Here is a 24,035-nt window from a genome sequence, read left to right on the forward strand (position 1 = left end):
CTTATAAAAACATGATAAACGATATCATTCTCTCATTAAAACCTAATATTATTCTGTTAAGAACTAATTATATACTCAAAACTTAATAGTTGTAAAGGTTTCTTAAATGGAAATTTCTGAAAAAATTCTTAAAAACGTTGTATTTAGAGAAACAATTTATCCTATTAAGAACAATAAATAATAAAATTTACAAGTTATGTTGCAGATTATCCACTTCATTATGGACAGATAAAAAAGCTAAAAAAATGATGTTATGCATCACTTTTTTAGCTAATTCAAAACCATTAAAATGTTAAAAGGAAATATTTTTTCTTACCACGACGAACCACAATAAATGAGTTCTCGATTTTATCTTTATCTGACAAAACATAGTCTAGGTCTTGAATTCTATCTCCGTTAATGTAAATGGCACCATTTTGGACATCTTCACGTGCTTGACGTTTTGAAGATTCAATACCAGAGTTGACTAGCAATTCAACAAGGTTTAAATCATCATTAGCTGATACTTCATAACTAGGAACATCTTTAAATCCTTGTTTAATTTCTTCAGCTGTTAATTCCTTGATGTCACCACTAAACAATGCTTTAGAAATTTTAACAGCTTGTTCGTAAGATTTTTCACCATGAACAAGTGTTGTCACTTCTTTAGCCAACGCTTTTTGAGCCGCTCTTTCATGAGGTGCCTCATTAAATTCTTTTTCAATCTCAGCAATTTCATCTAGTGATAAAAATGTAAAGTATTTTAAGAATTGGACTGCATCACGGTCATCTGTATTTAACCAAAATTGATAAAATTCGTAAGGAGATGTTTTATCTGCATCTAACCAAACCGCATTTCCTTCTGTTTTACCAAATTTTGTACCATCTGCCTTTTTAATTAGTGGCATCGTTAGCCCATATCCTTGAACTTCTTTCTCACGACGTAATAACTCAATACCTGAAGTGATATTTCCCCACTGATCACTTCCACCTAATTGAAGTTTTACTCCTTCAGTCTCATATAATTTTAGAAAGTCATAAGCTTGCAGTAATTGGTAGGCAAATTCAGTATATGAAATACCTGTTTCAATACGACGCTTCACACTTTCTTTACTCATCATATAGTTAATTGTAAAGTTTTTACCCACATCTCTTAAAAAGTCAATCAATGTCATACTAGTTAACCAATCAGCATTATTAGCTAAAATTGCAGGATTTGTTTTATCATCAAAATCAATAAAACGAGACAATTGATTTTTAAGACTGTTGGCCCATGATTCAACAATTTCAGTAGAATTTAAACTACGTTCTGCATCTTTAAATGAGGGGTCACCAATCATACCCGTTCCCCCACCAACTAGTGCAACCGGCACGTGGCCTTGTTCTTGAAATCGTTTTAAGGTTAATACTGGTAATAAATGACCGATGTGTAAACTATCTGCTGTCGGATCAAAACCAATATACAACTTAACAGACTCTTCATTCAATAATTCTTCTAATGCTTGTTCGTCCGTCATTTGATAGACGAGACCACGATCCTTTAATTCTGATAAAAAATTCGTTGTCATATTAGTTCCTCCTTAATTTTATTCATCTTTAATCTTAACCTATTCAAATCATAAAAGAAAGATGAAAACGTCATTTTTATCTTCTAAAATCAAAACAATTTGACTAAGTATAATGATTAATTGTAAAATAATATAATTGAGCATATTAATATAAGATGAGGTGATACATTGAATGAGGATAATCAGTTTGACCCCTCTAACGAATTGAACAGTCAAGTTCCCGAACAATTGGACACTCAAACACCTGAACCCAATAGCAAACACGATTGGCCATTTGTCCTAAATGTGACATATCGAGTCATTCGCTCACTAATGTTATTACTTATAGTTGTTGTAATAGCTGTTGCAACGTTAGGTGTTGGAACTGGTATAGGATACTTTGCCTCACTAGTCAAAACGGTAGATGTTCCAAAACCAGATGACCTTATAAAAAAAATCTCTAATTTGGATCAACAATCAAATATGACTTATGCAGACGGATCACAGATTGCTGTTATTCAATCCGATTTAATCAGAACAAACGTCTCTTCTGATAGCATTTCGGACTTTATAAAAGAAGCCTTGATATCAACTGAGGATGAGAACTTTTTTAAACATAAAGGGATCGTTCCAAAAGCCATTGCTCGTGCAACTATTTCTGATGTCATAGGTATTGGTAATAAATCTGGTGGCTCAACAATTACTCAACAGCTTGTCAAACAGCAAGTGTTAACTAATGAAACATCTTATCGTAGAAAAGCATCCGAGATTGTACTAGCCTTAAAAACAGAGAAAGTAATGTCAAAAGATGAAATTTTAAGTTCCTACTTGAATGTATCCCCATTTGGGCGAAACAATCATGGTGAAAACATTGCTGGTATCGAGGAAGCTGCTTTAGGTATATTTGGTGTTCATGCCAGTGATGTGACACTTCCACAAGCTGCCTTTTTAGCAGGATTACCGCAAAGCCCTATTGAGTACTCACCTTACACCAATGACGCACAACTAAAAGAAGACTTAAGTGCTGGATTGAATCGAAAAAATGACGTATTATTCAATATGTATCGTGAAAAAATTATCACAAAAGATGAATACGAAGCAGCTAAAGATTATGATTTGAAGCAAGATTTTCTCAAACCAGAACCAAAAGCACAAAATGATAATGGCTTTTTATACAACTATATTTATGACGAAGCCACGCGTGTGTTAATGCCTAGCTACTATGAAGCAGACGGGTATACTGAAGCCGACATTAATGAGTCAAAACAATTATTCGATCAATACTTTGAACGCGTGAAAAAAGATATTGCTCGTTCTGGTTATACGATTCATTCTACTATTGATAAGACAACACATAATGCCATGCAAGAAGCAGTTAATAATTTTGGATACTTACTTGATGACGGCAGCGGAAAATTACTCGAAACTGGTAGTGTCTTGATGGATAATCAAACTGGACGAATCTATGGATTTATTGGCGGACGAGATTACAATCAAAATCAGAATAACCACGCCTTCCAAACAAGACGCTCACCTGGCTCTACGATGAAACCTATTTTAGCTTATGCTCCTGCTATTGATAATGGGATTATCGGTTCAGAATCAAAACTTTCTGACTACCCATTGAAATATAAAAATGGGCAAGAAGTAAAAAATTATTCTGATAAGGGTAGTAATTCGTTCAAATCAGTCAGAGAAGCGTTAAAGTGGTCGTTGAATATTCCTGTTGTGAATCTTTACAACGATATGCTTCAAAGCATTGATCCTAAACAGTATTTTGACCAAATGAATATTGGACTTAATCCAGATGAATATTACCGAGAATCAATCCCTCTTGGAGGAACGGATCATGGTCTGACTGTATTAGAAGAAACTGAAGCCTATGCCACTTTGGCAAATAAAGGGGTATATAATAAAGGCTATTCTATTGAAAAAATTACCAATGAAAAAGGTGACGTGATTTATGAGCATAAACAAGAGCCTAATCAAGTCTTTAAACCTGCCACTGCCTCAATCATGAATGACATGATGAGAGACGTATTAAAAAGTGGTACCGGTCAACCTGCTCAAGATGCACTCAAATCTGTTAATCCAACACTAGCTAAAGCAGACTGGGTTGGAAAAACTGGTACTTCTGAAAACGAACAAGATTATTGGTTTACAGCTTCAACACCTGGCGTGACAATGAGTAGTTGGATTGGCTATGATGATAACACCAAAATGAACTCTACTTGGAACAAACAAAACATGGTTTACTGGGCTTATATGACTAATTATGTTTACCAAAGAAATCCAGATGTCTTCAAAGCATCTGATAAATTCACCCTAGATCCTTCAGTAAAAAAAGAAAAAGTGGTTGAATTTACCGGTGAAAAAGTTGGGGTCGTTAAAGTTGATAATCAACAAATTAACCTAAAAGGCGCTAAAGAAATTGATAGCCTTTATGCAACTGATGGACCAAAAGATAGCGTCTTTAAGTTTGGTATTGGTGGAACCGATGCTAATTATAATGATGCTTGGAAAACATTTAGTAAACCTGCAACAAACAAACGTAAATAAATACACAAAAAAAGAGTGATAGCTTATTTTTAAGCCTCACTCTTTTTTATTATTTAACAATCAGACGATCTAAACTAGCAAAAGATAATGCAATATTTGCAATAGTACGTAATTGATTTAAACGATTTGTTCGAACTTCGTCATTATCAACCATCACCATTGTGTCTTCAAAATAAGCTTCAATCAATGGGTTTAAATGACGCAGTTCTTCATACAATTCATTAAGTGTCAAATCACCCACTTGTTCTGAAACCGACATAATTGCTTCATAAAGTTTTTTCTCTGATTCATTTTCAAATAAATCAGGATTGACTGCACCTATTTCGTTATCTTCCACTTTATTTGATAAATTGATCACACGTGTCAACGATTCAATCGTTGGTCTAAAGTCCGATTCCGCTGCATGACTTTCTAGAATATCAGCCGTTTCAAACATGGTATGCAAGTTTTCTTGGCGACTTTCTAAAACTGCTTCGATGATATCATGGCGAATGTTTTTACCACTAAACCATTGTTTCATACGACCTTTAATGAATTCTGTTAGCACTTCTTCATCTGAGTCAATACTTAAACCAAAACGTTCAATGTCTTCATTGATTAACTCTTTCATTTGTTGTTGTAAACGAACGATTGGGAAGTCCCATCCTTTCGATTCGATAATACGGATAATACCATAAGCTTGTCTTCGTAACGCATATGGGTCATTTGATCCTTTAGGCATAAGTCCTACAGCAAAAAATGATAATAACGTATCAGACTTGTCTGCAATAGCTAAAACAGCCCCTATATTACTTTCGGGTAACTCGCCATCACTTGATTTAGGTAAATAATGCTCGCGAATTGCTTGAGCTACACCTTTACTTTCACCTTTAATTGTGGCATATTTTTCCCCGATTAATCCTTGTAACTCTGGGAACTCATCTACCATTAATGTTACCAAATCAAACTTATAAATTTGGGCAGCACGTTCTAACTCTTTCATCTCTGTGTCAGATAGACCAACTGATGTTCCGATTAATCTTGAAATCACAGAAACACGTTGCATTTTTTCATACATTGACCCAATTTTTTCATGGAATGTGACTGATTTTAGTTTTTCGACATAATCAGCAATAGATGATTTCAAATCTTCTTCATAGAAAAATTCTGCATCTTCCAAACGAGCTTGAAGAACTTTTTCATTTCCTTTTCTAACGTTATCAAGATAGTCAGAGTTACCATTTCGTACAGAGACAAAATGATTTAGTAAGTTTCCTTCTGAATCTAGGACTTCAAAATAACGTTGGTGTTCTTTCATCGACGTTATTAAAACTTCTGAAGGTAATGATAAGTAGTTTTTCTCAAAGTTTCCAACAAAAACAGTTGGGTATTCAACAAGGTTAACGACTTCTTCTAATAAATCGGCATCTTGAGGAATTGTCCATTGATTGGCTTCTTCTATATCATTGATTTGTTTACTAATTTTGTCTTGGCGAATCACTGGATTAACAATCACAAACTGTTCTTCCAAAGCTGTTTCGTAATCAGATGAGTGATTAATTGTCGCAACTTTTCCTAAGAAACGATGTCCACGAGATGTGTTTGAACTATTGATACCAAATAATGACATAGGGATAATTTTATCTTCAAGTAACGCCACTAACCAATGTACTGGACGGATAAAGCGGTAGTTTCCTTCTCCCCATGTCATGCTGATTGGAAACGTTAAATGAGCTACGACATCTGTTAAGCCTGGTAAAACCGTTTCAACAGGTTGGCCTTCAATAAATTTATCAACAAAGACATACTCAACATCTTTAATTGTTTCAAAATATAAATCATCAGTTGTTGCCCCTTGACCTTTAGCAAAACCAATCGCTGCTTTTGTCCAATGACCGTCCGCATCTTGTGCGATTTTTTTTGCCGGTCCTTTTGCTTTTTCTTCTATGTTTTCTTGTTTATCAGCTAATCCATTTACACGAATAGCAAAACGTCTTGGTGTAGAAAACACTTCGATATTATCAAATGACACACGGTGTTCATTCAAGTAATCTGCTGCTTTTTTAGCAAATTGTTTTGATGTTGGAGTGACTAAATGAGCTGGTACTTCTTCCAACCCGACTTCTAATAAAAATTGTTTACTCATGAATATCCTCCTCCACTGATTCTTTTAATAATGGGAAACCTAATTTCTCACGTTCTTCAACAAACCCTTTAGCTAACGCTCTAGCCATATTACGAATTCTTGCTAAATAACCCGCACGTTCTGTAACAGATACGGCTCCTCTAGCATCAAGTAAGTTAAACATGTGACTACATTTTAATACATAGTCATACGCAGGATGAATTAATCCTAATTCAATGGCACGTTTTGCTTCGTTTTCATAGCTATTAAATAAGTTTAATAATAATTCTTGGTCACTTTGTTCAAATGAATACACTGAATGCTCATATTCAGGTTGCACAAAAATCTCACCGTATTTAACGCCTTTCGTCCATTCTAAATCATAGACACTCTCAACTTCTTGAATGTAAGAAGCCAAACGTTCTAATCCATATGTAATTTCTGATGTGACTGGTTTACACTCTAATCCACCCACTTGTTGGAAATAAGTAAACTGAGTGATTTCCATTCCATCTAACCAAACTTCCCAACCTAATCCAGCACAACCCATAGAAGGATTTTCCCAGTTATCTTCAACAAAACGAATGTCATGTTGTAATGGGTCAATGCCTAATACTTTCAAACTATCTAAATATAATTCTTGAATATTTTCTGGTGAAGGTTTCATCACGACTTGGAATTGATGATGTTGATACAAACGGTTTGGGTTATCTCCATATCTTCCGTCTGCAGGACGACGTGATGGTTCAACGTATGCTGCGTTCCAAGGTTCTGGACCAATCGCACGTAAAAAAGTATATGGACTCATTGTTCCGGCCCCTTTTTCCGTGTCGTATGCTTGCATTAACATACAGCCTTGATTTGACCAATAATTTTGTAGAGCTAAAATCATTTCTTGTATGGTTAATTTTTGACTCATTGTTTCTCCTCCTATTTTTTAACATAATAAAAAGTCCCTATGCTTGATAAACATATCAAACATAGGGACGACTATTCGCGGTTCCACCCTACTTCCGTTTTCACGGCAGCTTCATTTTAAAACACTCCAGAATGCCTTCAAGATGAGGTCTAATATTTGGCTTACACTCTCCCAAACTCGCTTTCATTAGCTCACTCAACTTTACTTAGTTCTTTCAACGTGTCTATCTAAGTTGTCTTTATTTTAATTGGTATTGTCTTGTTTGTCAATTTTGTTTTCTCTTTTTGGAATCATTTCCTTCCAATTTTGCATATCATCAATAAATTTTTTACTTTTTAACTGCAACCCAACGTATTCTTCATAGATGGAATCAATCACTTGTCTAATGTATTGTTTCGTCTCGTCAGATAAGTTAATACTTTTAATCTGTTCAAAACTAATGTGATTAAATAATCGAATAAAATGCAATGCTCTTGGTGAGTAGTGAAACCTTCGATCATCCATTGACCAATGTTTTTGGCACAACACACCGTGATATTTATCAGAAAAATCAAATGGTTCCTCTTGACTGCCACAAATGGCACACGATGAAAAATTAAGTTGGATGCCAAAACGTTGAAGCAGTTGTATTTCAAAAATATTGGTGATTATTTCGGCATCATAGCCCTCATCTATCAGGGTTAGTGAGTCTTTGATAAAACCAAATAAAAACGGATCATAAACATTATCGTCAATGGCAGCATCACTTAAATTAAGGATATAAGTAGCATAGGCTGATAAAAAAATATCCTGTTGAATCGCAAAAAAAGGATGAATGTCTTTGGCAGAGTTTAAAAAAGAGAGACCTTCTTCTTTTAAATCACCAATGTAATTGGCTTGAGTAAAGGGTTGGATGGCTGAATTGATTTGACTGTTCTTTTTATTCGCGTGACGCACAAAAAACATGCGTTTGCCACTTGATTCAGTAAAAATCTTAACAAGTTTATCACTCTCACGATAATTTCTTGAAAAAAGAACAATCCCATTAACCTCTTGTGGTCCTCTCAATTTCTCACCTCCTTAAATGAATAAAAAACATGGAAAAATCCATGTTTAATAATCTGTTTCTCTGTATCCGTAATTTTGTAAATCACGACGTTTATCACGCCAATTTTTTTGTACTTTTACCCACAATTCTAAGAAGACTTTATCACCTAAAAGGTTCTCAATATCTTTACGACTTTTCGTTCCGATATTTTTAAGCATTTTACCACCTTTACCAATAATAATGCCTTTTTGGCTATCGCGTTCCACTATGATTGTGGCTTGAATATGAATTTTATCATGATCATCACGTTTCATGCTTTCTGTTACGACCGCTACAGAATGAGGAACTTCTTGTTCCGTTAATTGTAAGACTTTCTCACGAATAAGTTCGGACACGATAAAATACTCCGGATGGTCAGTGACTTGATCATCTGGGAAAAACTGTGGCCCTTCTGGCATATCATTTACCAAGGTTTCTAATAAATGTTCCACATTATTTCCTTCCGTGGCAGAGATTGGGACAATTTCTTTAAAATCAAGCTCTTGACGGTAATCATCAATAATCGGTAACAATTCATCTGGATGAACGGTATCAATTTTATTAATGACTAGATATACAGGAGCATCCGCTTTCTTCAATCGTTCGATGATAAAGTCATCACCACGACCTCTTGGCATGTCCGCACTCACCATAAAGATAACGGCATCGACTTCACGTAACGCACTATAGGCTGTTTCAACCATAAAGTCGCCTAATTTATTTTTTGGTTTATGAATTCCTGGCGTATCAATAAACACAATTTGTGCTTCTTTTGTTGTATAAATTCCTTGAATTTTATTTCGTGTTGTTTGAGCTTTATTACTCATAATCGCAATTTTTTGAGCCACAATACGATTTAATAAGGTTGATTTCCCGACGTTTGGTCTTCCGACAATTGCGACAAATCCTGATTTAAAATTTTGTTCTGACATTCAATTTATCCTTTCTTAACGACCTACTAAAAATGATATTATTTTAGGTAGGAAGATGATCATCCCCACAAATATAGCAAAAAAGGCACTGAGTAACACCATACCGGCAGCCATGTCTTTTACTTTTTTCGCTAAAGGATGATATGTTTTATTTGTTACTAAATCAACTAATACTTCAAATGCTGTATTGGTCATTTCAGCCATCAATACTAACACAATCGCACAAATTAACCATAACCATTCAGCGATTGAAATGTGACAGAAAACACCCAGTATAACCGCACTGAGTCCTAACAATAAATGGTACTTCATGTTTCTTTCTTCTTTTATCACAGTCTTTAATCCATATAATGCATGAGTTAAAGACTGGATAAAACGTCGATTTTTCTCAGTTTGTTTATCGTTCCAAGCCATACGCATCTAAAATCTTTCTCTGTAGATCAAACATCTCTTTCTCATCTTCTGGTGTCATATGGTCATATCCATTAAGATGCAAAAATCCATGAATCGTTAAAAAACCAAGTTCTCTATCAAATGAATGGTCATATTCTTCTGCTTGTTCTTTCGTTCGATCAACAGAAATGAATAAGTCCCCAATATTTCTTGGTAAACCAAGTTCTTCTAAATCAAATTCAAAACCTGATAAATCATCTTCTTCTAATGCAAAACTGATTACATCAGTCGGACGATCTTTTTGACGATGCTCTTTGTTGATTTGATGAATTTCTTCATCATCAACAAACGTCACTGACATTTCCGTATTTTCTGGTAGATTAATGACTTCTTGTTTCGCTGCAAAATCTATAATCGTTGAAACCAAGTTTAATTGTTCGTCTGTAAGTGTGTTCGTTTTATCGAGGAGTACCAAATCCATTGTTAAATCCTTCTTTCTTCTTGTTCTTGTTTCATTTTTTCTGCTTCTGATTTCATTTTCGGGTATTTAATTCGTGAATGGAATGTTGAACATAACCCGTCCACTAAGGATTTTTCAATTATAGCAATCTCATCCAATGTTAAACCTGATTCATTTAACTGCCCATCTTCTAATCTTGATTGAATTAAGTTATGGACAAATTCTTTGATTTTTTCATTCGTTGGGTGATCCATCGCACGAACAGCTGCTTCAGCACTATCAGCAATATTAATCACACCAGCTTCACGAGATTGAGGTTTTGGTCCAGGATATCTAAATGCCTCTTCAGTTGTCTCTGGATTTCGTTCTTGTTCTTTAATGAAGAAATACTTCATCAAGGTTGTCCCATGATGTTGTTGACACACATCAATGACAAATTGTGGCATATTAGCTTCTTCTAGAATCTTCACACCATCTGTCACGTGACTAAATATAATTTCTTTACTATCTGATGGTAACAAGAAATTGTGAGGATTTTCCGCCCCATCTGGTAAATTTTCCACGAAAAAGTTTGCGTGTTTGATTTTACCCACGTCATGATAGTAACTTGCCACGCGTGTTAATAACGAGTTTCCTCCAATTTGAGCGACGGCGTTTGCACTTAAACTAGCCACCATCATACTATGATGGTACGTTCCAGGAGCTTCTTCTAACAATTGTTTCAATAAAGGTTGATTTGGGTTACTTAATTCATTTAATACAATCACACTATCATCTGTTAACAATAGTTCGATGTACGGATATAGCCCAATAGATAAAATAAATGAAAATAGACCACTACCTGTTGAAATAAATAACGTTGTAATAGAACGACTATCTCCAATATTAAAGCCTTGATAAATCACTAATACTGCCATAAATAAAATGGGCATAATGATTAATAAAAAGAAGGACTCTTTCAACTGTGCCCCAATCCGTTTGTTTACTAAAAATGTCGCAACAAACGCAGAGAACATGTAAAATAGCGAGATAACTAAAAGTGACGTCGTACCGGCAAGGTTATAAAAGATAAAGATTGAGAAAATTGCTTGGAACATCCCCATCAGTAGTCCCCATCGTTTATCTAAAAACATATACAAAATAACCGAGCCAAATGCCGCGGGGAATAATAAAGAGACGTTACTTAAGCTATCTTTTTGTAACAGATAAAGTAATTTCATAAACAGGACACTTACCGTAATAGCAATTGTGTACAATGTCACACTTTTAACGCGAATCTCTTTATCTGAATGGCATAAAATATAAATAATCAATACAATTTGTAATACAATCGCTAATATCATCGATAAAAGCGGTGATGTCGAGGTTGATTGATTCGTTAAGCCAAGCAACTTAATTTTTTCCATTGCTTTTGAATCAATTTGTTCCCCTTCTCGAACAATGATTTCACCTTGATAAATCATCACAGGAAGCACATTATTTTTGGCATTTTCTTTCATTGCTTCTGTCGCTTTGTCGTTGACTACTTCATTGACAACAATCGCTTTATCAAAAATCATAACCAAGAGATTCAATTCTTGAGATGTTAGCTCTTTGTACTGAACCAATTCTTTGGCTGCTTGTTTTTCACTCTGTAATGTTGAGTTTCGAATATGTTTCGATAAAATTGTTTTTAACGTACTTTCTGCTGCTTGTTCTAGATTATCAAGATCACTTGAAGATAGCTCCAGTAATTCTTCATAAAACGTATCTGGAAAAGATTGAAAGAAAGCAATATCTGTTTGGTTAAATTTTTCAAAATTCGATTTTAGCATCGGCAATTTATCTTCTACTGTAGGTTTAGACGAACTTTTTTTGTCATTATACTGTTTTTCTGCTGCCTCATTGACTTGCTTAACCAATTTAAAAATCGTTTGGACAGACTCTACTTGTTTTGCTTCAACATCTGGATTAAACGTATATTCTGGCGTGATACTTTCCATCGCCAACCGTTGTTTTTCTTTTGTTTCATCCTTATTTTCAATTGTTTTATTAGCACGAATGGTCTCACTAGATAATTGCCCGACTTTATAAGTCACTTGCTTTTGTCTAACACTACCAAACATCAAACCAAACATGATTAAAGACATTAAAAATAGAATTAGAGGTGTATAATATTTTCCAAGTGCTTTAGGCACTTGTTGTATTGTTTTCATTTACCTCACTCACTCCTTTTTGCTCCTTTTAGTTGTCTGCATATGCCTTAATGATATCAGCCACTACTGGATGTCTTACCACATCTTGAGTAGAAAATTCGATAAATGTAATATTTTTGATTCCTTTTAGAATTTTTTCCGCATGAATCAAACCACTTTCAACACCGCGTGGCAAATCGATTTGGGTTTTATCACCATTGATAATCATTTTTGATCGATTTCCTAAACGGGTCAAAAACATCTTCATTTGAGCATTGGTTGTATTTTGTGCTTCATCTAAAATAACAAATGCTTCTTCTAACGTACGCCCTCTCATATAAGCTAAAGGTGCAATTTCAATCACACCTCTATCCATCAAACGCGTCGTATGTTCCATACCAAGTATTTGATATAATGCGTCATAAACTGGACGTAAGTATGGATTAACCTTCTCTTGTAAATCACCAGGTAAAAACCCTAAATTTTCTCCTGCTTCAACAGCCGGACGTGTGAGAATGATTTTTTCTACCTCACCTTTTTTTAGCGCACTCACGGCCATAACAACCGCTAAAAACGTTTTACCCGTTCCTGCCGGTCCAATACCAAACGTGACGTCATTTTTTTTAATGGCATGAATGTATTTTTTTTGCCCGTCATTTTTTACACGAATTGGATTGCCTTTATTGTCTTTTAATAAAGCATGTTCATAAAGACTAAAAAATGTCTCCAATTGGCCTTTTTTAGCTAACTGGATAGCGGTTAAGACATCACTACTATTAATTTTATGTCCTCTTAATATTAGTTGTTGTATGACTGTTAAGATGTCTTGAACCATCGAAACATCTTCAGCATTTCCTGATAAATGAACAACCTCTCCCCTAGAAGAAATTGATACATGTGTATAATCTTCAAGCATTTTGATATGTTTATCGTGAGTTCCAAATATATCGTTGCTTTCAATGTTTTTATCTAACATAAAAACTAATGTTGTTTCTGACGTCAATCACTACAGCTCCTTCATCATCTTATAACCTAAATAATACCATATTATGTCAATAAAAAAAATCAGGACTCATTATTTTATGAATCCAACTATTAACACAACGATTAACTTCTTTATCAAATTTGCCTTAACTTTTGACGTCACTTTAACATTTTCTTTATCAAATTCATAAAACCTTCGTATATTCTTACGGTTCATTTAAGGTTTGAAGACTATGATTAAGACAGTTCAAAGAAAGAAGATGATGTCGCAACAAATTGCCTGATTCTTTTGAGTGTTAGAGGCTCATTTGTCTCTACCTCCTTTATATAATGTGGGCGAACGTGGTGTTTTCACTCTAAGGGTCTAAGCGTGTGTTTGTTCTCTATTTACCGAGGTGTAGGTTCGAATCCTACCGTCCACTTAGCACCACCATTTATCTTGAAAGGATGAGTCATATGAAGAAAAAAACGATTCTCTTAGTAACCCTTGCAACTGCCATTACTACACGTGTCCTTGTGTTAAAAAAACACCAACGGACTGCACTCAATAAACAGACTGGCTACTATAGCTAGTCTGTTTTTATACGTTCATTTGGTTAAAGGCTTGTATTTTTTGTTGTAACTCCCGCTCTTCTTCTGGACTAACCCTATGTTCACTTATTCTTTTATTAACCCATTCAGGTAATGATTCCGTCTTTTGTTTTAATTTTTTTGATTGTTGTGCTTTCTTTTCTACAAGAAGTCTTTCAAATTTCTCTTGTAAAACGTTTGGATTTCTGACATGTCGCGACCAAAAATCATGTGTCGCTAACCACGTAATCATCTCTTCAATCTCACTCATCTCGATGTTTTCCTCCTCATGAATCCGTTTTAAATCATTGGCCCAACGTGACACATTTACACGGCTCATCTCTTTTGGAAAATCTTTTGCTAGATTACTTTGAAATCTTTTGGCTAATTGCAACTGGCTTTCCGTATATCGACACGCACTCTTTTTATTCTTTGTATTATTATTTTTAGTATTAGTTATAGTATTCTCTTTAAACTTTTCTTTCATACGGCCATCAACTTTTGTTGGGGAGGTTGACTCTTTTTCTTTAATAGGCTCTTCAACTATTCTTATACGCCTCTGAGCGATTTCTTTGCTATCTTTTTTGTACCGCAACTCCACTGTGATAAATCCCTGTTCTTTCAGTTGATTGACCCATTTTGAAACGGAAGTCTTACTCACGCCATAAAGTGTCGCAAAATAATCATTGCTTGCCCAACAATAGCCTTCTTGGTTGCAAAGTGCTGTAATTTCTCCGTACAATAATTTGGCATTCGGACTGATCGTTTTAGCGTATCTCACTTTTGCTGGAATAATACAATAATAATTCGGTTGTTGTGTCATTAACTTGTCCTCCATGACATTTTTTCTCTACACTTATATAAACGATTGCCAAATCAATTTTGTCACCCATTTTTTTAATTTATTTTAACCAACTATTATTTAACTATGTTATGATATAACTATAAAACAGACTGACTAAGGAGAGAATAACGATGGATTTAAACTTATTTATGACTTGGATTATTGGTATTGGTATTATTGCAAGCGTGATTTTTACCGGAATCCAATTACAACAGAATAAAAAAAATGACTATAAAAAAATTGTGTCAAAAAATGTGTTTGTTTGGGTTGCAGAATTTAGAGAATTAATGACGCAATTCTTACTTGAATACAACGGAACAAACGATAAGAACGAGTTGAAAAATTTGTTGTTTGAAATAAAACTAAACTGTTCAAACAATAATCCTGATCAAGTCGATTTAATTAATTTACTAACATTGGCAATCGAATTTGATGAATACCATGATAAAATATCTGATGATATCATTCGCCAAACTGATGTTGTGCTAGATAATGCAACAAGACTTTTTGCGTTAGAATATGGCGTGACAGAGCAAGAATTACAAATGAATCATCAAAAAATTTACGATAGCTATAGCCCACTAACTATCCGCTACATCAAAAAAGAAAAAATTAAAGACATTAAAAAAAAACCAACATCAACTAAACAATAAATAGATATTTTTTAAACGTGCTGATACACTTATATTATCAGTGCGTTTTTATTTTAAAAAATACGTGTTAAAAAGGAGAATGGTCATGAAAAAAGGATTGGACCCGATTTTTAACCAAGACACTAACATACTAGTTTTAGGAAGTGCACCCAGTGAACAATCCTTAAAAAAGCAACAATATTACGGAAATAATGGCAATCAGTTTTGGAAAATGTTATTTAACTATTACAATGTGCCATTTGAAACGGACTATAACAAACGCGTGAATTTCCTTTTAGATCACCACATTGGTTTATGGGATGTTTATCATTTATTTGAGCGTGAAGGCAGTTTAGATACGTCGTTTAAAACAGTTGAGTTAAATGATTTTAGCCAAATTCTAACTCAAGCAGATATCAAATTGATTATCACAAACGGTAAAAAAGCCTATGATGAAGTCATTAACAATCAGTTATTTCCAGAAATAAAAATCGTCCCTTGTATCTCAACTAGTGGTGCTGCAAATGGACAGATGGAAAAACGGAAAATGCAGTGGGAAGAAGCGTTGGAGATGGTGGATAAAGAATTTTAGTAACCCTACTTTTCAATGTAGAATCAATCATATTTTTATGATAAAATAACTCAGCGATTGTTCAAAATTGCACAATTTACTTTGAGAGGGTTTTTTATTTGAAAAATATACTTGACTACCAACCATTAAATCTTTATACCAACTACAAAGAGGCGGCCGAAAAAACACCGATGATTCCGATTATTTTCGATGAAACACTACCAGCTTTTGCCTCACTTGGCTTAGAAACAACGTATAAAGACAGCCATGACAAAATATTAAAAAGAGCCTATCAGTTAGCCCATTTAGGTGTTAAAAAAGGCGATAAAATCATCCTATATAAAAGTCCTAAATTTGATACGTATTTACTTGCTGTCGCAGCATCTTTCCTTGGTGCGATACCTGTCATGGTGTCTTATCATTTATCACCTGAAACCATTGGCGTGTTTGTTGAGCGTTTAGAAAATCCATTTATTTTATTTGATGATATGACTGAAGATAATGTAAGAGCCGTGCAAAATAGTTCACATGATAAAAAAATTTCATTAGAGACATTATTAAACGCCTCAGCACAGCCTGTATCGCAAGAAGAGTTGGGCAAAGATGACATAGCATACATGACTCACACGTCTGGCACAACAGGTATCCCAAAACTAATTTGTCATTCTTATCACTCAATGGGATGGCGAACTAAATGGCAACGAGAAATATTTACTCATATTTCTAAAAAAGAATTGGTCGCGTTTCACATCTCTCCTGTTCATTCTCGTTTTAATATTGGGGTTTCTTCATTGATGAGTATGGGATTTCCTATGATGCCGCTAGCAAATGCGACACCTCAACGAGTGGAAGACATGCTAACAACACACCAACCTATTGCTTTAGAGACACATCCAAATAATTTCGTCCAATGGGCAAGATTGGCAAAAGAAAAACCTCAAGTGTTTACTAGCATTAAATTTTATCATTCGACATTTGATGCAATAAACAATGCTACTATGTTAGCCTTTTTAAACGCGTCAAAAGAAAATGACCCTATCTTTTTACAAGTTTACGGTCAAAGTGAATGCGGTCCAATGATTTTACGTTCACACACCATTGATTCACTAAAAGACTCTGATGCTCGTGATATGGGCGTTGGACTTGAAGGTTTAACAAAAGCCAGAATCACCGATGAAAATGGCACACTGCTACCTGTCATGACAGATGGACACATTCAGTTTTTATCAAAAGGCCGTGCATTAACTTATTATAAAGAAGATGCTCGTTTTGAAGAAAATGTTTATGGTAAATGGTGGGATAGTGGCGATTATGGCATGATGGACGAGCGTGGTCACTTATACTTAAAAGATCGCCAAGTCGATTTGATTGAAAACATTGATAGCACGCTTGCACTGGAAGATTATTTATTAGATGCCTTGGATTTCTTGGAAGAAGTCGTGATTGTGCGTGGAAAAGATAACTCTCCTCAACCTGTTTTAGCTGTTGTTCCTGGAAAAGAAATGGATTGGGACGCGTGGTGGATGCAAGTAGCCGACCTCCCTCATTTAAATGAGCCCATTATCAAAACATTTGACGAAATACCTCATACCGCCACAATGAAAGTTCAACGATTACAGTTGGAGAGATGGCTGAAGGAAGGATAGGAAAAAACGTTAGAGATGTGAAAACATGTCTAACGTTTTTCAATATTAATGACTTTAGTCATCCTCATCATTTGACGTAGAGCCTAAATTTATTATCCCACAGACCCTTCCATCTCATATGAAATCAGTCTATTTAATTCAACGGCATATTCCATTGGCAATTCTTTCGTAAATGGTTCCACAAATCCCATGACAATCATCTCTGTCGCTTCTTCTTCTGACAAACCACGGCTCATCAAGTAGTAAAGTTGTTCTTCAGAGATTTTTGATACTTTGGCTTCATGTTCCAACGCCACATGACTATTGTGGATTTCGTTAAATGGAATCGTATCACTCTTCGATAATTCATCCATAATAATCGTGTCACACTCAATATGTGAGATTGATCCTTCACTTTGTTTTGAGAAAGTGACTTGTCCACGGTAGTTCACTTCACCACCATCTTTAGCGATTGATTTAGAAACAATTGAGCTTGATGTATTTGGTGCGTTGTGAATCATTTTTGCCCCAGTATCTTGAATTTGATTCGCTCCAGCAAACGCAACAGATAACATGGTTCCACGAGCGCCTTCTCCTTCAAGATAAACACTTGGGTATTTCATAGTTGTTTTAGCTCCTAAGTTTCCATCAATCCATTCCACTGTTGCCCCTTGATCTGCACGAGCACGTTTTGTTACTAAGTTATACACGTTATCAGACCAGTTTTGGATGGTTGTGTAACGGCAATACGCATCTTTTAAGGTAAAGATCTCCACAATCGCCGCATGCAAACTATTGCTTGAATAGGTTGGTGCAGTACATCCTTCAACGTAATGCACGCTTGCGCCTTCATCAACAATAATCAACGTACGCTCAAACTGTCCAGTATTTTCAGCGTTAATACGGAAGTAAGTTTGTAAGGGCACATCTACTCGCACGCCTTTTGGTACATAGATAAATGTTCCACCAGACCATACTGCTGAGTTTAATGCTGCTAATTTATTATCAGTTGGTGGCACTAAAGACGCGAAATATTGTTTAAATAAATCTGGGTACTCTTTTAACGCGGTGTCTGTATCAGTAAAGACGATTCCCAATTTTTGGAATTCTTCTTTCATATTGTGATACACCACTTCTGATTCATACTGCGCACTTGCTCCAGCTAAGTATTTTCGTTCTGCTTCTGGAATCCCGATACGTTCAAAGGTTTCTTTGATTTTATCTGGCACATCATCCCAATCACGGGCTGGTTTATCACTTGGTTTTTGGTAATAGTTAATCTTATCAAAGTCCATATCTGATAAATCTGGTCCCCATGTTTGCATTGGCATTTTGTGGAATGCTTCCAGTGATTTCAAACGAAACTCAAGCATCCATTCTGGTTCTTCTTTTTTAGCCGAAATCGCACGAACAATCTCTTCTGTTAATCCTTCACCTGTTGTATAGATCGGTTGCACATCGTCGTGAAAACCAAATTTATACTCTTCTAATTGTGGTACCTCACTCACTTGGGTCACACTCCTTATTCTTCACTATGTAATTCTTCGGTTACAACCGTTTGATTTTCTTCAATAATCCCACGCTCTAATGCTTTCCACGCTAACGTTGCACATTTTATCCTCGCAGGAAATTTTGCCACGCCCCCTAGCATTTGAGCATCTTTCAAGACTTTTTTCTTCTCACCAATGTTCTCACCTTGCACCAACTCTAAAAAGTCGGCAATGATTTCAATGGCTTCTTTTTCGGTTTTTCCTTTTACCGCGTCAGTCATCATACTGGCACTTGCCATACTGATTGAACAGCCATGACCGTCAAAGGCAATCTCATCAATTACCCCATCTTTCATCGCAAGTTGTAATTGAATCACATCCCCACACGTTGGGTTATTCAATTCAATTTGGCTAGTCGCTTCATCCAATACCCCTTTGTTGTGTGGGTGATTGGTATGATCTAAAATAACTTGTCGATAAAGATTGTCTAATCTAGATAAAGCCATCTGAGAAAAACTCCTTTGCAGCGATGATTGATTCAACTAATGAATCAGCATCTTCTTTTGTATTGTAAAAATAAAAACTTGCTCTTGCTGTTGAATGAACAGCCAAATAGCGAAGCAATGGCTGAGCACAATGATGTCCCGCTCGAATCGCCACGCCTTGCATGTCTAGTGCGGTTGCCAAATCATGCGGGTGCACGCCTTTAATGTTAAAGGCAATCACACCAGTATGTTTACTCGCATCTCTTGGCCCATATAACTCAAACCCATCAATCGCTAGTAATTTTGGCAACACATACTCGACTAGTTCCTGTTCATGTTTTGTAATCGTATCTAAACCAATTTCTTCCAAATACTTGATTGCACTTGCTAATCCAATCGCCCCAGAAATATTCGGTGTGCCGGCTTCAAACTTATACGGCAACTCTGCCCATGTGCTGTAATCATCATAGACAAAATCAATCATCTCACCACCAAATTCGATGGGTGACATGTTTTCAAGCCAAGTTTGTTTGCCATACAACACGCCAATACCAGTTGGCGCACACATTTTATGACCACTAAAGGCATAAAAATCGCAATCCAACTCTTGCACAGACACTGTCATATGAGGGGTTGATTGCGCACCGTCAACAACCATCACAGCACCGACTTCATGAGCCAGTTTCGCTAAGTCTTTGACAGGATTCACCACACCTAAGACATTCGATGCATGGGCAATCGACACAATTTTCACACCGGATACGATTTTTTCTTTCGCATCAGCCATATCCAACTCACCGTCTTCAGTCAAATCAATGTAGATGAGTTCAGCTTGTTTGCGTTTAGCTAGCTCTTGCCACGGCACAATATTTGAGTGATGTTCCATGCGACTAATCACAATTTTGTCACCAGGCTCAACAACTAACTCACCTAGTGAACGTGCCACCCAGTTTAATCCAGTTGTCGTCCCTCGTGTAAACAACACTTCTTTCACACTACTCGCATCAATAAATGCTCGCACGGTTTCTCGTGCTGCTTCATATTGACTTGTCGCACGTTCTGCCAATGTATGCACACCACGATGTACATTTGCATGACTGGTTTGCGTATACGTCACCAAATCATTGATCACAGGTGTTGGCACATGTGTTGACGCAGCGTTGTCTAAATAGACAAGTGGCTCATCATTTACTTGTTGAAAAAGAATTGGAAAATCTTGTTTGCGTTTAGATACAGTCATTTAATCAGCCAGCTTTCTATCAATTACTTGAACAAACTCCTCTTGAACAGATTTAACAGGGATTGACGTAATCACAGACCCTAAGAATCCACGTGTTACCAATCTTTCTGCTTCTTTTTGAGGAAGTCCTCTACTCATTAAATAATATAATTCTTCTGGGTCAAGACGACCAGCACTTGCTGCGTGTCCTGCCGTTACTTCAAATTCATCAATTAATAAAATCGGGTTCGCGTCACCACGCGCTTTATCAGATAACATTAACACACGACTTTCTTGTTGTGCGTCTGCGCCTTTTGCTCCTTTGATGATGTGACCAATTCCGTTAAAGGTTAACGTACTTTTCTCACGAATCACACCATGTTGTAAGATGTGACCAATTGAATGTGACGCTCTATTTGTCACACGTGTGTCGATTCCTTGTATTTGGCGACCTGTTGCAATTGCGACCACTTTCACTTCCGCATGAGAGCCTTCGCCCACCAGTTCAGAATCAAAATCAGCGACAACATTTCCGTCACTCATTAACCCTAACGCCCAGTCCACACTCGCATCACGCATAATGTAGCCACGACGATTTAAGTATGTGTTAACTTCTTTACCTAGACGGTCAATAGCGGCAAATTTTACTTTTGCTCCTGGTCTAGCAATCACTTCAACCACGATATTTGCTGCTAATTTTTCAGCCGTTTCACCAACTGATTGGAATCTTTCCAAGTAAGTTAACTCACTGTTATCATCAGCCACGATTAAGACATGTTTTACCATGGCACTGCTGTCGTTTAATTGGTGATAAAATAGTGATTCAAATGCGTCTTTTACAACCACATTTTTTGGCACGTATAAAAATACCCCACCGTTTAAAAAGGCTGTATGGAACGCAGTTAATTTATCTTCGTCACTTGGCACAGCTTTTGTCATGAAATATTTCTCAACTAAGTCGCTGTGCTCTTTCATTGCCGTAAAAATATCAGTAAAAATCACGCCTTGTTCAGCTAATTCGACTGGCATTTGTTCAAAATAAGTCGTTGTGCGACCTTGAATGATTAATGGGTTATCTTCTAGTTCTGTAAAAGAAGGCAAGATTTCCTCATTAATCACTTCATTGTTTAATTCACCGACATTCATTAAAGGCCAACGATGGTATTTTACTCTCTCAATCGCTGGTAATTCTAAGTCATCGATTTTATTTAACGCCTCTTTACGACGTTCTAACATCCATTGTGGTTCTTCCTGACTAGCTGAAAATAATGTCACGTCGTCAAGATAATCAGTTACATTTGTAGATTTCATTTATCTTGCCTCCTTCATTATTCTTCGTTTTCTTCGTAATCAATTCCTAATTCTTCACTGATTCCTTTGTATCCTTCTTCTTCAAGACGTTTCGCTAAATCAGCGCCACCAGTCATAACCACACGGCCATCCATCATAATATGAACCACATCTGGCACGATATAGTTTAATAGACGTTGGTAGTGAGTGATGATAAGTGACCCAAAGTTATCCCCACGCATTTCATTGATTCCTTTTGATACAACTTGTAAGGCATCAATATCAAGACCTGAATCGATTTCATCTAAAATCGCAAAGGTTGGTTCTAACATTAATAATTGAAGAATTTCATTACGTTTTTTCTCTCCACCTGAGAATCCTTCGTTTAAGTAACGTTCAGCCATCTCTTCTGGCATATCTAATAACGCCATTTTGTCATCTAATTTATCTAAAAAGTCCATGACTGAGATTTTGTCATCATCAGCACGTTTTGCGTTCATTGCCGCACGCATAAATTCAGCGTTTGTAATTCCTGGAATTTCACTAGGATATTGAACGGCTAAAAATAGACCAGCACGAGCTCGTTCGTCAACTTCCATTTCTAATACGTCTTCACCATCTAAAAGAATTTCTCCTTTAGTGACAGTATAATTTGGATTTCCCATAATTGCTGCAGATAAAGTTGATTTACCTGTTCCGTTTGGGCCCATGATCGCGTGAATTTCACCCGTTTTCATGGTTAAGTTAACACCTTTTAGTATTTCTTTTTCTTCTATTGATACATGCAAATCCTTTATTTCTAAAACGGACATGTTTTTCCCTCCAAATTATTACTTTATTAAAAATATACTCTTTATTAATTTTAACCTAATTGAGAATGGACTTCAATTTAAAAGTGTTTAAATTACGTCTTATCTTGAAAAAAGGCAGATAATAATTACTCTTATTTAATATTTCTATCAAATAACAAAAAAATGCAGACAATATTGTCTACATTTCTTTTTTTAAGATTCATGCACTGGGTCGTCTAATTCTGCTTTTGATTTATCTCCCAGCGCAATCGCCCATTTCAACAATATTGGGGCAATCACTGTGGTAAAGATAATGACTAAAACTAAAGACGCATACATTCCTTGATCGATAAAGCCTTTTTCAAGTCCTAACGCAATCAAGATTAACGCCATCTCGCCACGTGAAATCAGACTCGCACCAATAATGGCACAACTATTGTTATCAAATTTCTCGATTTTTCCTCCAAGGAACCCACCGATAAATTTAGTAAAGATAGCTAGTACGCTAAAGACAATGATTAATAACATATTTTCACCTAAACCATCTAAAACAAGTTTTAATCCAATGCTTACAAAGAATACTGGTGCAAATAATGCAGAAGTAATACTGGTTACTTTTCTTTCAACATATTCGGCAAATGGTGTTTGTGAGATTAAAATACCAGCAAAGAAAGCACCGATAATATCTGACATACCAATCCAATCAGCTAAGAAACTGAGTAGGAACACCATGATTAAAGAAAAGGCAACGTCTCGTTCTGGAACGATAAAGTATGACAACCCTTTAAGGATAATTGGTAAAATATATTTTCCGAAGATATAAATAAATAGGAAGAACAACACATTTTTAAAAAGAAATGGTAATACATCTGCAGTAGTTGTATTGGGGTTGACTAGATTTAAGACTAAGTTCAACAAGATAACGACGATAATATCGTCTAAAATAGATGATCCGATAATAATGGATCCTTCCTTAGTTTGTATGAAATTTAACTCTTTGAGTACCTGAATGGCGATACTTAGAGAAGTTGCTCCGAAGATTAGGCCAATAAACAGTGAAGTGTCTTGCGAATAATTAAACGACCTTGAAGCAAAGAAAAATACGGCGAATGGGATTAATACCCCTAGAAGACCTGTGATGAGAGAAGGTTTAAAATACTTTTTTAATATCTTTAAATCACTTTCCACACCAGCAATAAACATTAGAAGAATAACTCCCAAGTGGGATAACAACTCAATTGATGCATTGTTTTGTATGATGTTAAAAACAGATGGTCCTACTAATATCCCAACAATCAAACTCCCGACGACTGATGGAAGCCCAAATTTCATTGCAATGCTATCTGCTATTTTTGTAAATAAAATAATTAACCCTAAAGTTAACAAAATATCCATAATCTA

The 24,035-nt window shown here is 35.7% G+C and carries 20 protein-coding genes; 4 read left to right on the forward strand and 16 right to left on the reverse strand.

Annotated features, from left to right (window positions below; genetic code table 11):
• Positions 1-284: 284 nt before the first annotated feature.
• Complete coding sequence (tyrS, locus tag BHY08_RS05540; RefSeq protein WP_071456931.1) at positions 285-1,547, reverse strand: tyrosine--tRNA ligase; 1,263 nt, start codon at positions 1,545-1,547, stop codon at positions 285-287.
• A 168-nt stretch (positions 1,548-1,715) separates the two neighbouring features.
• Between tyrS and BHY08_RS05545 the strand changes: the two genes are divergently transcribed.
• Positions 1,716-4,085, forward strand: coding sequence for a transglycosylase domain-containing protein (locus BHY08_RS05545; protein ID WP_420855299.1), 2,370 nt, complete (start codon positions 1,716-1,718; stop codon positions 4,083-4,085).
• A 49-nt stretch (positions 4,086-4,134) separates the two neighbouring features.
• On the opposite strand, the gene glyS is transcribed toward BHY08_RS05545, so the two are convergent.
• The 9 genes from glyS to BHY08_RS05590 all read right to left on the reverse strand — a co-directional run bounded on the left by glyS (position 4,135) and on the right by BHY08_RS05590 (position 14,510).
• The gene (gene glyS / locus BHY08_RS05550) at positions 4,135-6,210 is read right to left on the reverse strand and encodes a glycine--tRNA ligase subunit beta (RefSeq protein ID WP_071456932.1); all 2,076 of its coding nucleotides are present in this window, start codon (positions 6,208-6,210) and stop codon (positions 4,135-4,137) included.
• A complete protein-coding gene (gene glyQ / locus BHY08_RS05555) occupies positions 6,203-7,108 on the reverse strand; it encodes a glycine--tRNA ligase subunit alpha (protein ID WP_071456933.1) in 906 nt (301 codons plus the stop codon). Before glyQ ends, glyS begins: the two co-directional genes overlap by 8 nt.
• Before the next feature lie 243 nt (positions 7,109-7,351).
• Positions 7,352-8,155 carry a DNA repair protein RecO gene (gene recO, locus BHY08_RS05560; RefSeq protein WP_071456934.1) on the reverse strand — a complete coding sequence of 268 codons (804 nt, stop codon included), beginning with the start codon at positions 8,153-8,155 and terminating at the stop codon, positions 7,352-7,354.
• Positions 8,156-8,200: 45 nt separating this feature from the next.
• Entirely contained in the window at positions 8,201-9,106 is a 906-nt protein-coding gene (gene era, locus BHY08_RS05565) for a GTPase Era (RefSeq protein ID WP_071456935.1), read from the reverse strand.
• A gap of 15 nt (positions 9,107-9,121) precedes the next feature.
• Positions 9,122-9,520 carry a diacylglycerol kinase family protein gene (locus BHY08_RS05570; protein WP_169817685.1) on the reverse strand — a complete coding sequence of 133 codons (399 nt, stop codon included), beginning with the start codon at positions 9,518-9,520 and terminating at the stop codon, positions 9,122-9,124.
• Positions 9,504-9,980: an rRNA maturation RNase YbeY gene (gene ybeY / locus BHY08_RS05575; protein ID WP_071456937.1), complete on the reverse strand. Its 477-nt coding sequence runs from the start codon at positions 9,978-9,980 to the stop codon at positions 9,504-9,506. The genes BHY08_RS05570 and ybeY overlap by 17 nt, the downstream gene beginning before the upstream one ends.
• 2 nt (positions 9,981-9,982) lie before the next feature.
• Entirely contained in the window at positions 9,983-12,154 is a 2,172-nt protein-coding gene (locus BHY08_RS05580) for an HD family phosphohydrolase (RefSeq protein ID WP_071456938.1), read from the reverse strand.
• Between the two features lie 28 nt (positions 12,155-12,182).
• A complete protein-coding gene (locus BHY08_RS05585; RefSeq protein ID WP_071456939.1) occupies positions 12,183-13,136 on the reverse strand; it encodes a PhoH family protein in 954 nt (317 codons plus the stop codon).
• A gap of 561 nt (positions 13,137-13,697) precedes the next feature.
• Entirely contained in the window at positions 13,698-14,510 is an 813-nt protein-coding gene (locus tag BHY08_RS05590; protein ID WP_071456940.1) for a helix-turn-helix domain-containing protein, read from the reverse strand.
• Between the two features lie 152 nt (positions 14,511-14,662).
• Between BHY08_RS05590 and BHY08_RS05595 the strand changes: the two genes are divergently transcribed.
• The 3 genes from BHY08_RS05595 to BHY08_RS05605 all read left to right on the forward strand — a co-directional run bounded on the left by BHY08_RS05595 (position 14,663) and on the right by BHY08_RS05605 (position 17,380).
• Positions 14,663-15,184, forward strand: a complete 522-nt coding sequence (locus BHY08_RS05595) for a hypothetical protein (RefSeq protein ID WP_071456941.1) — start codon at positions 14,663-14,665, stop codon at positions 15,182-15,184.
• A gap of 85 nt (positions 15,185-15,269) precedes the next feature.
• Positions 15,270-15,755, forward strand: a complete 486-nt coding sequence (locus tag BHY08_RS05600; RefSeq protein ID WP_071456942.1) for a DNA-deoxyinosine glycosylase — start codon at positions 15,270-15,272, stop codon at positions 15,753-15,755.
• 98 nt (positions 15,756-15,853) lie between these two features.
• Positions 15,854-17,380 (forward strand): class I adenylate-forming enzyme family protein, encoded by a 1,527-nt coding sequence (locus BHY08_RS05605; protein WP_071456943.1) that lies wholly within the window; start codon positions 15,854-15,856, stop codon positions 17,378-17,380.
• Positions 17,381-17,472: 92 nt separating this feature from the next.
• On the opposite strand, the gene sufB is transcribed toward BHY08_RS05605, so the two are convergent.
• The 6 genes from sufB to BHY08_RS05635 all read right to left on the reverse strand — a co-directional run bounded on the left by sufB (position 17,473) and on the right by BHY08_RS05635 (position 24,029).
• Positions 17,473-18,867, reverse strand: a complete 1,395-nt coding sequence (sufB, locus tag BHY08_RS05610; RefSeq protein WP_157093636.1) for a Fe-S cluster assembly protein SufB — start codon at positions 18,865-18,867, stop codon at positions 17,473-17,475.
• Positions 18,868-18,881: 14 nt separating this feature from the next.
• The gene (gene sufU, locus BHY08_RS05615) at positions 18,882-19,355 is read right to left on the reverse strand and encodes a Fe-S cluster assembly sulfur transfer protein SufU (RefSeq protein ID WP_071456945.1); all 474 of its coding nucleotides are present in this window, start codon (positions 19,353-19,355) and stop codon (positions 18,882-18,884) included.
• Positions 19,342-20,574, reverse strand: a complete 1,233-nt coding sequence (locus BHY08_RS05620) for a cysteine desulfurase (protein WP_071456946.1) — start codon at positions 20,572-20,574, stop codon at positions 19,342-19,344. Before BHY08_RS05620 ends, sufU begins: the two co-directional genes overlap by 14 nt.
• Complete coding sequence (sufD, locus tag BHY08_RS05625) at positions 20,575-21,864, reverse strand: Fe-S cluster assembly protein SufD (protein WP_071456947.1); 1,290 nt, start codon at positions 21,862-21,864, stop codon at positions 20,575-20,577.
• 17 nt (positions 21,865-21,881) lie between these two features.
• The gene (sufC, locus tag BHY08_RS05630; RefSeq protein WP_071456948.1) at positions 21,882-22,655 is read right to left on the reverse strand and encodes a Fe-S cluster assembly ATPase SufC; all 774 of its coding nucleotides are present in this window, start codon (positions 22,653-22,655) and stop codon (positions 21,882-21,884) included.
• 192 nt (positions 22,656-22,847) lie between these two features.
• Positions 22,848-24,029, reverse strand: coding sequence for a cation:proton antiporter (locus tag BHY08_RS05635; protein WP_071456949.1), 1,182 nt, complete (start codon positions 24,027-24,029; stop codon positions 22,848-22,850).
• Between the last annotated feature and the right edge of the window lie 6 nt (positions 24,030-24,035).

This window comes from Vagococcus teuberi (assembly GCF_001870205.1).
Taxonomy (GTDB): Bacteria; Bacillota; Bacilli; order Lactobacillales; family Vagococcaceae; genus Vagococcus; species Vagococcus teuberi.

Bases quoted from the DNA above. Each gene is read 5' to 3' on its own strand.
- tyrS (WP_071456931.1), bottom strand. From the start codon at position 1,547: ATGACAACGAATTTTTTATCAGAATTAAAGGATCGTGGTCTCGTCTAT.
- glyS (WP_071456932.1), bottom strand. From the start codon at position 6,210: ATGAGTAAACAATTTTTATTAGAAGTCGGGTTGGAAGAAGTACCAGCT.
- glyQ (WP_071456933.1), bottom strand. From the start codon at position 7,108: ATGAGTCAAAAATTAACCATACAAGAAATGATTTTAGCTCTACAAAAT.
- era (WP_071456935.1), bottom strand. From the start codon at position 9,106: ATGTCAGAACAAAATTTTAAATCAGGATTTGTCGCAATTGTCGGAAGA.
- BHY08_RS05570 (WP_169817685.1), bottom strand. From the start codon at position 9,520: ATGGCTTGGAACGATAAACAAACTGAGAAAAATCGACGTTTTATCCAG.
- ybeY (WP_071456937.1), bottom strand. From the start codon at position 9,980: ATGGATTTGGTACTCCTCGATAAAACGAACACACTTACAGACGAACAA.
- BHY08_RS05580 (WP_071456938.1), bottom strand. From the start codon at position 12,154: ATGAAAACAATACAACAAGTGCCTAAAGCACTTGGAAAATATTATACA.
- BHY08_RS05590 (WP_071456940.1), bottom strand. From the start codon at position 14,510: ATGACACAACAACCGAATTATTATTGTATTATTCCAGCAAAAGTGAGA.
- BHY08_RS05595 (WP_071456941.1), top strand. From the start codon at position 14,663: ATGGATTTAAACTTATTTATGACTTGGATTATTGGTATTGGTATTATT.
- BHY08_RS05600 (WP_071456942.1), top strand. From the start codon at position 15,270: ATGAAAAAAGGATTGGACCCGATTTTTAACCAAGACACTAACATACTA.
- sufU (WP_071456945.1), bottom strand. From the start codon at position 19,355: ATGGCTTTATCTAGATTAGACAATCTTTATCGACAAGTTATTTTAGAT.
- BHY08_RS05620 (WP_071456946.1), bottom strand. From the start codon at position 20,574: ATGACTGTATCTAAACGCAAACAAGATTTTCCAATTCTTTTTCAACAA.
- sufD (WP_071456947.1), bottom strand. From the start codon at position 21,864: ATGAAATCTACAAATGTAACTGATTATCTTGACGACGTGACATTATTT.
- sufC (WP_071456948.1), bottom strand. From the start codon at position 22,655: ATGTCCGTTTTAGAAATAAAGGATTTGCATGTATCAATAGAAGAAAAA.
- BHY08_RS05635 (WP_071456949.1), bottom strand. From the start codon at position 24,029: ATGGATATTTTGTTAACTTTAGGGTTAATTATTTTATTTACAAAAATA.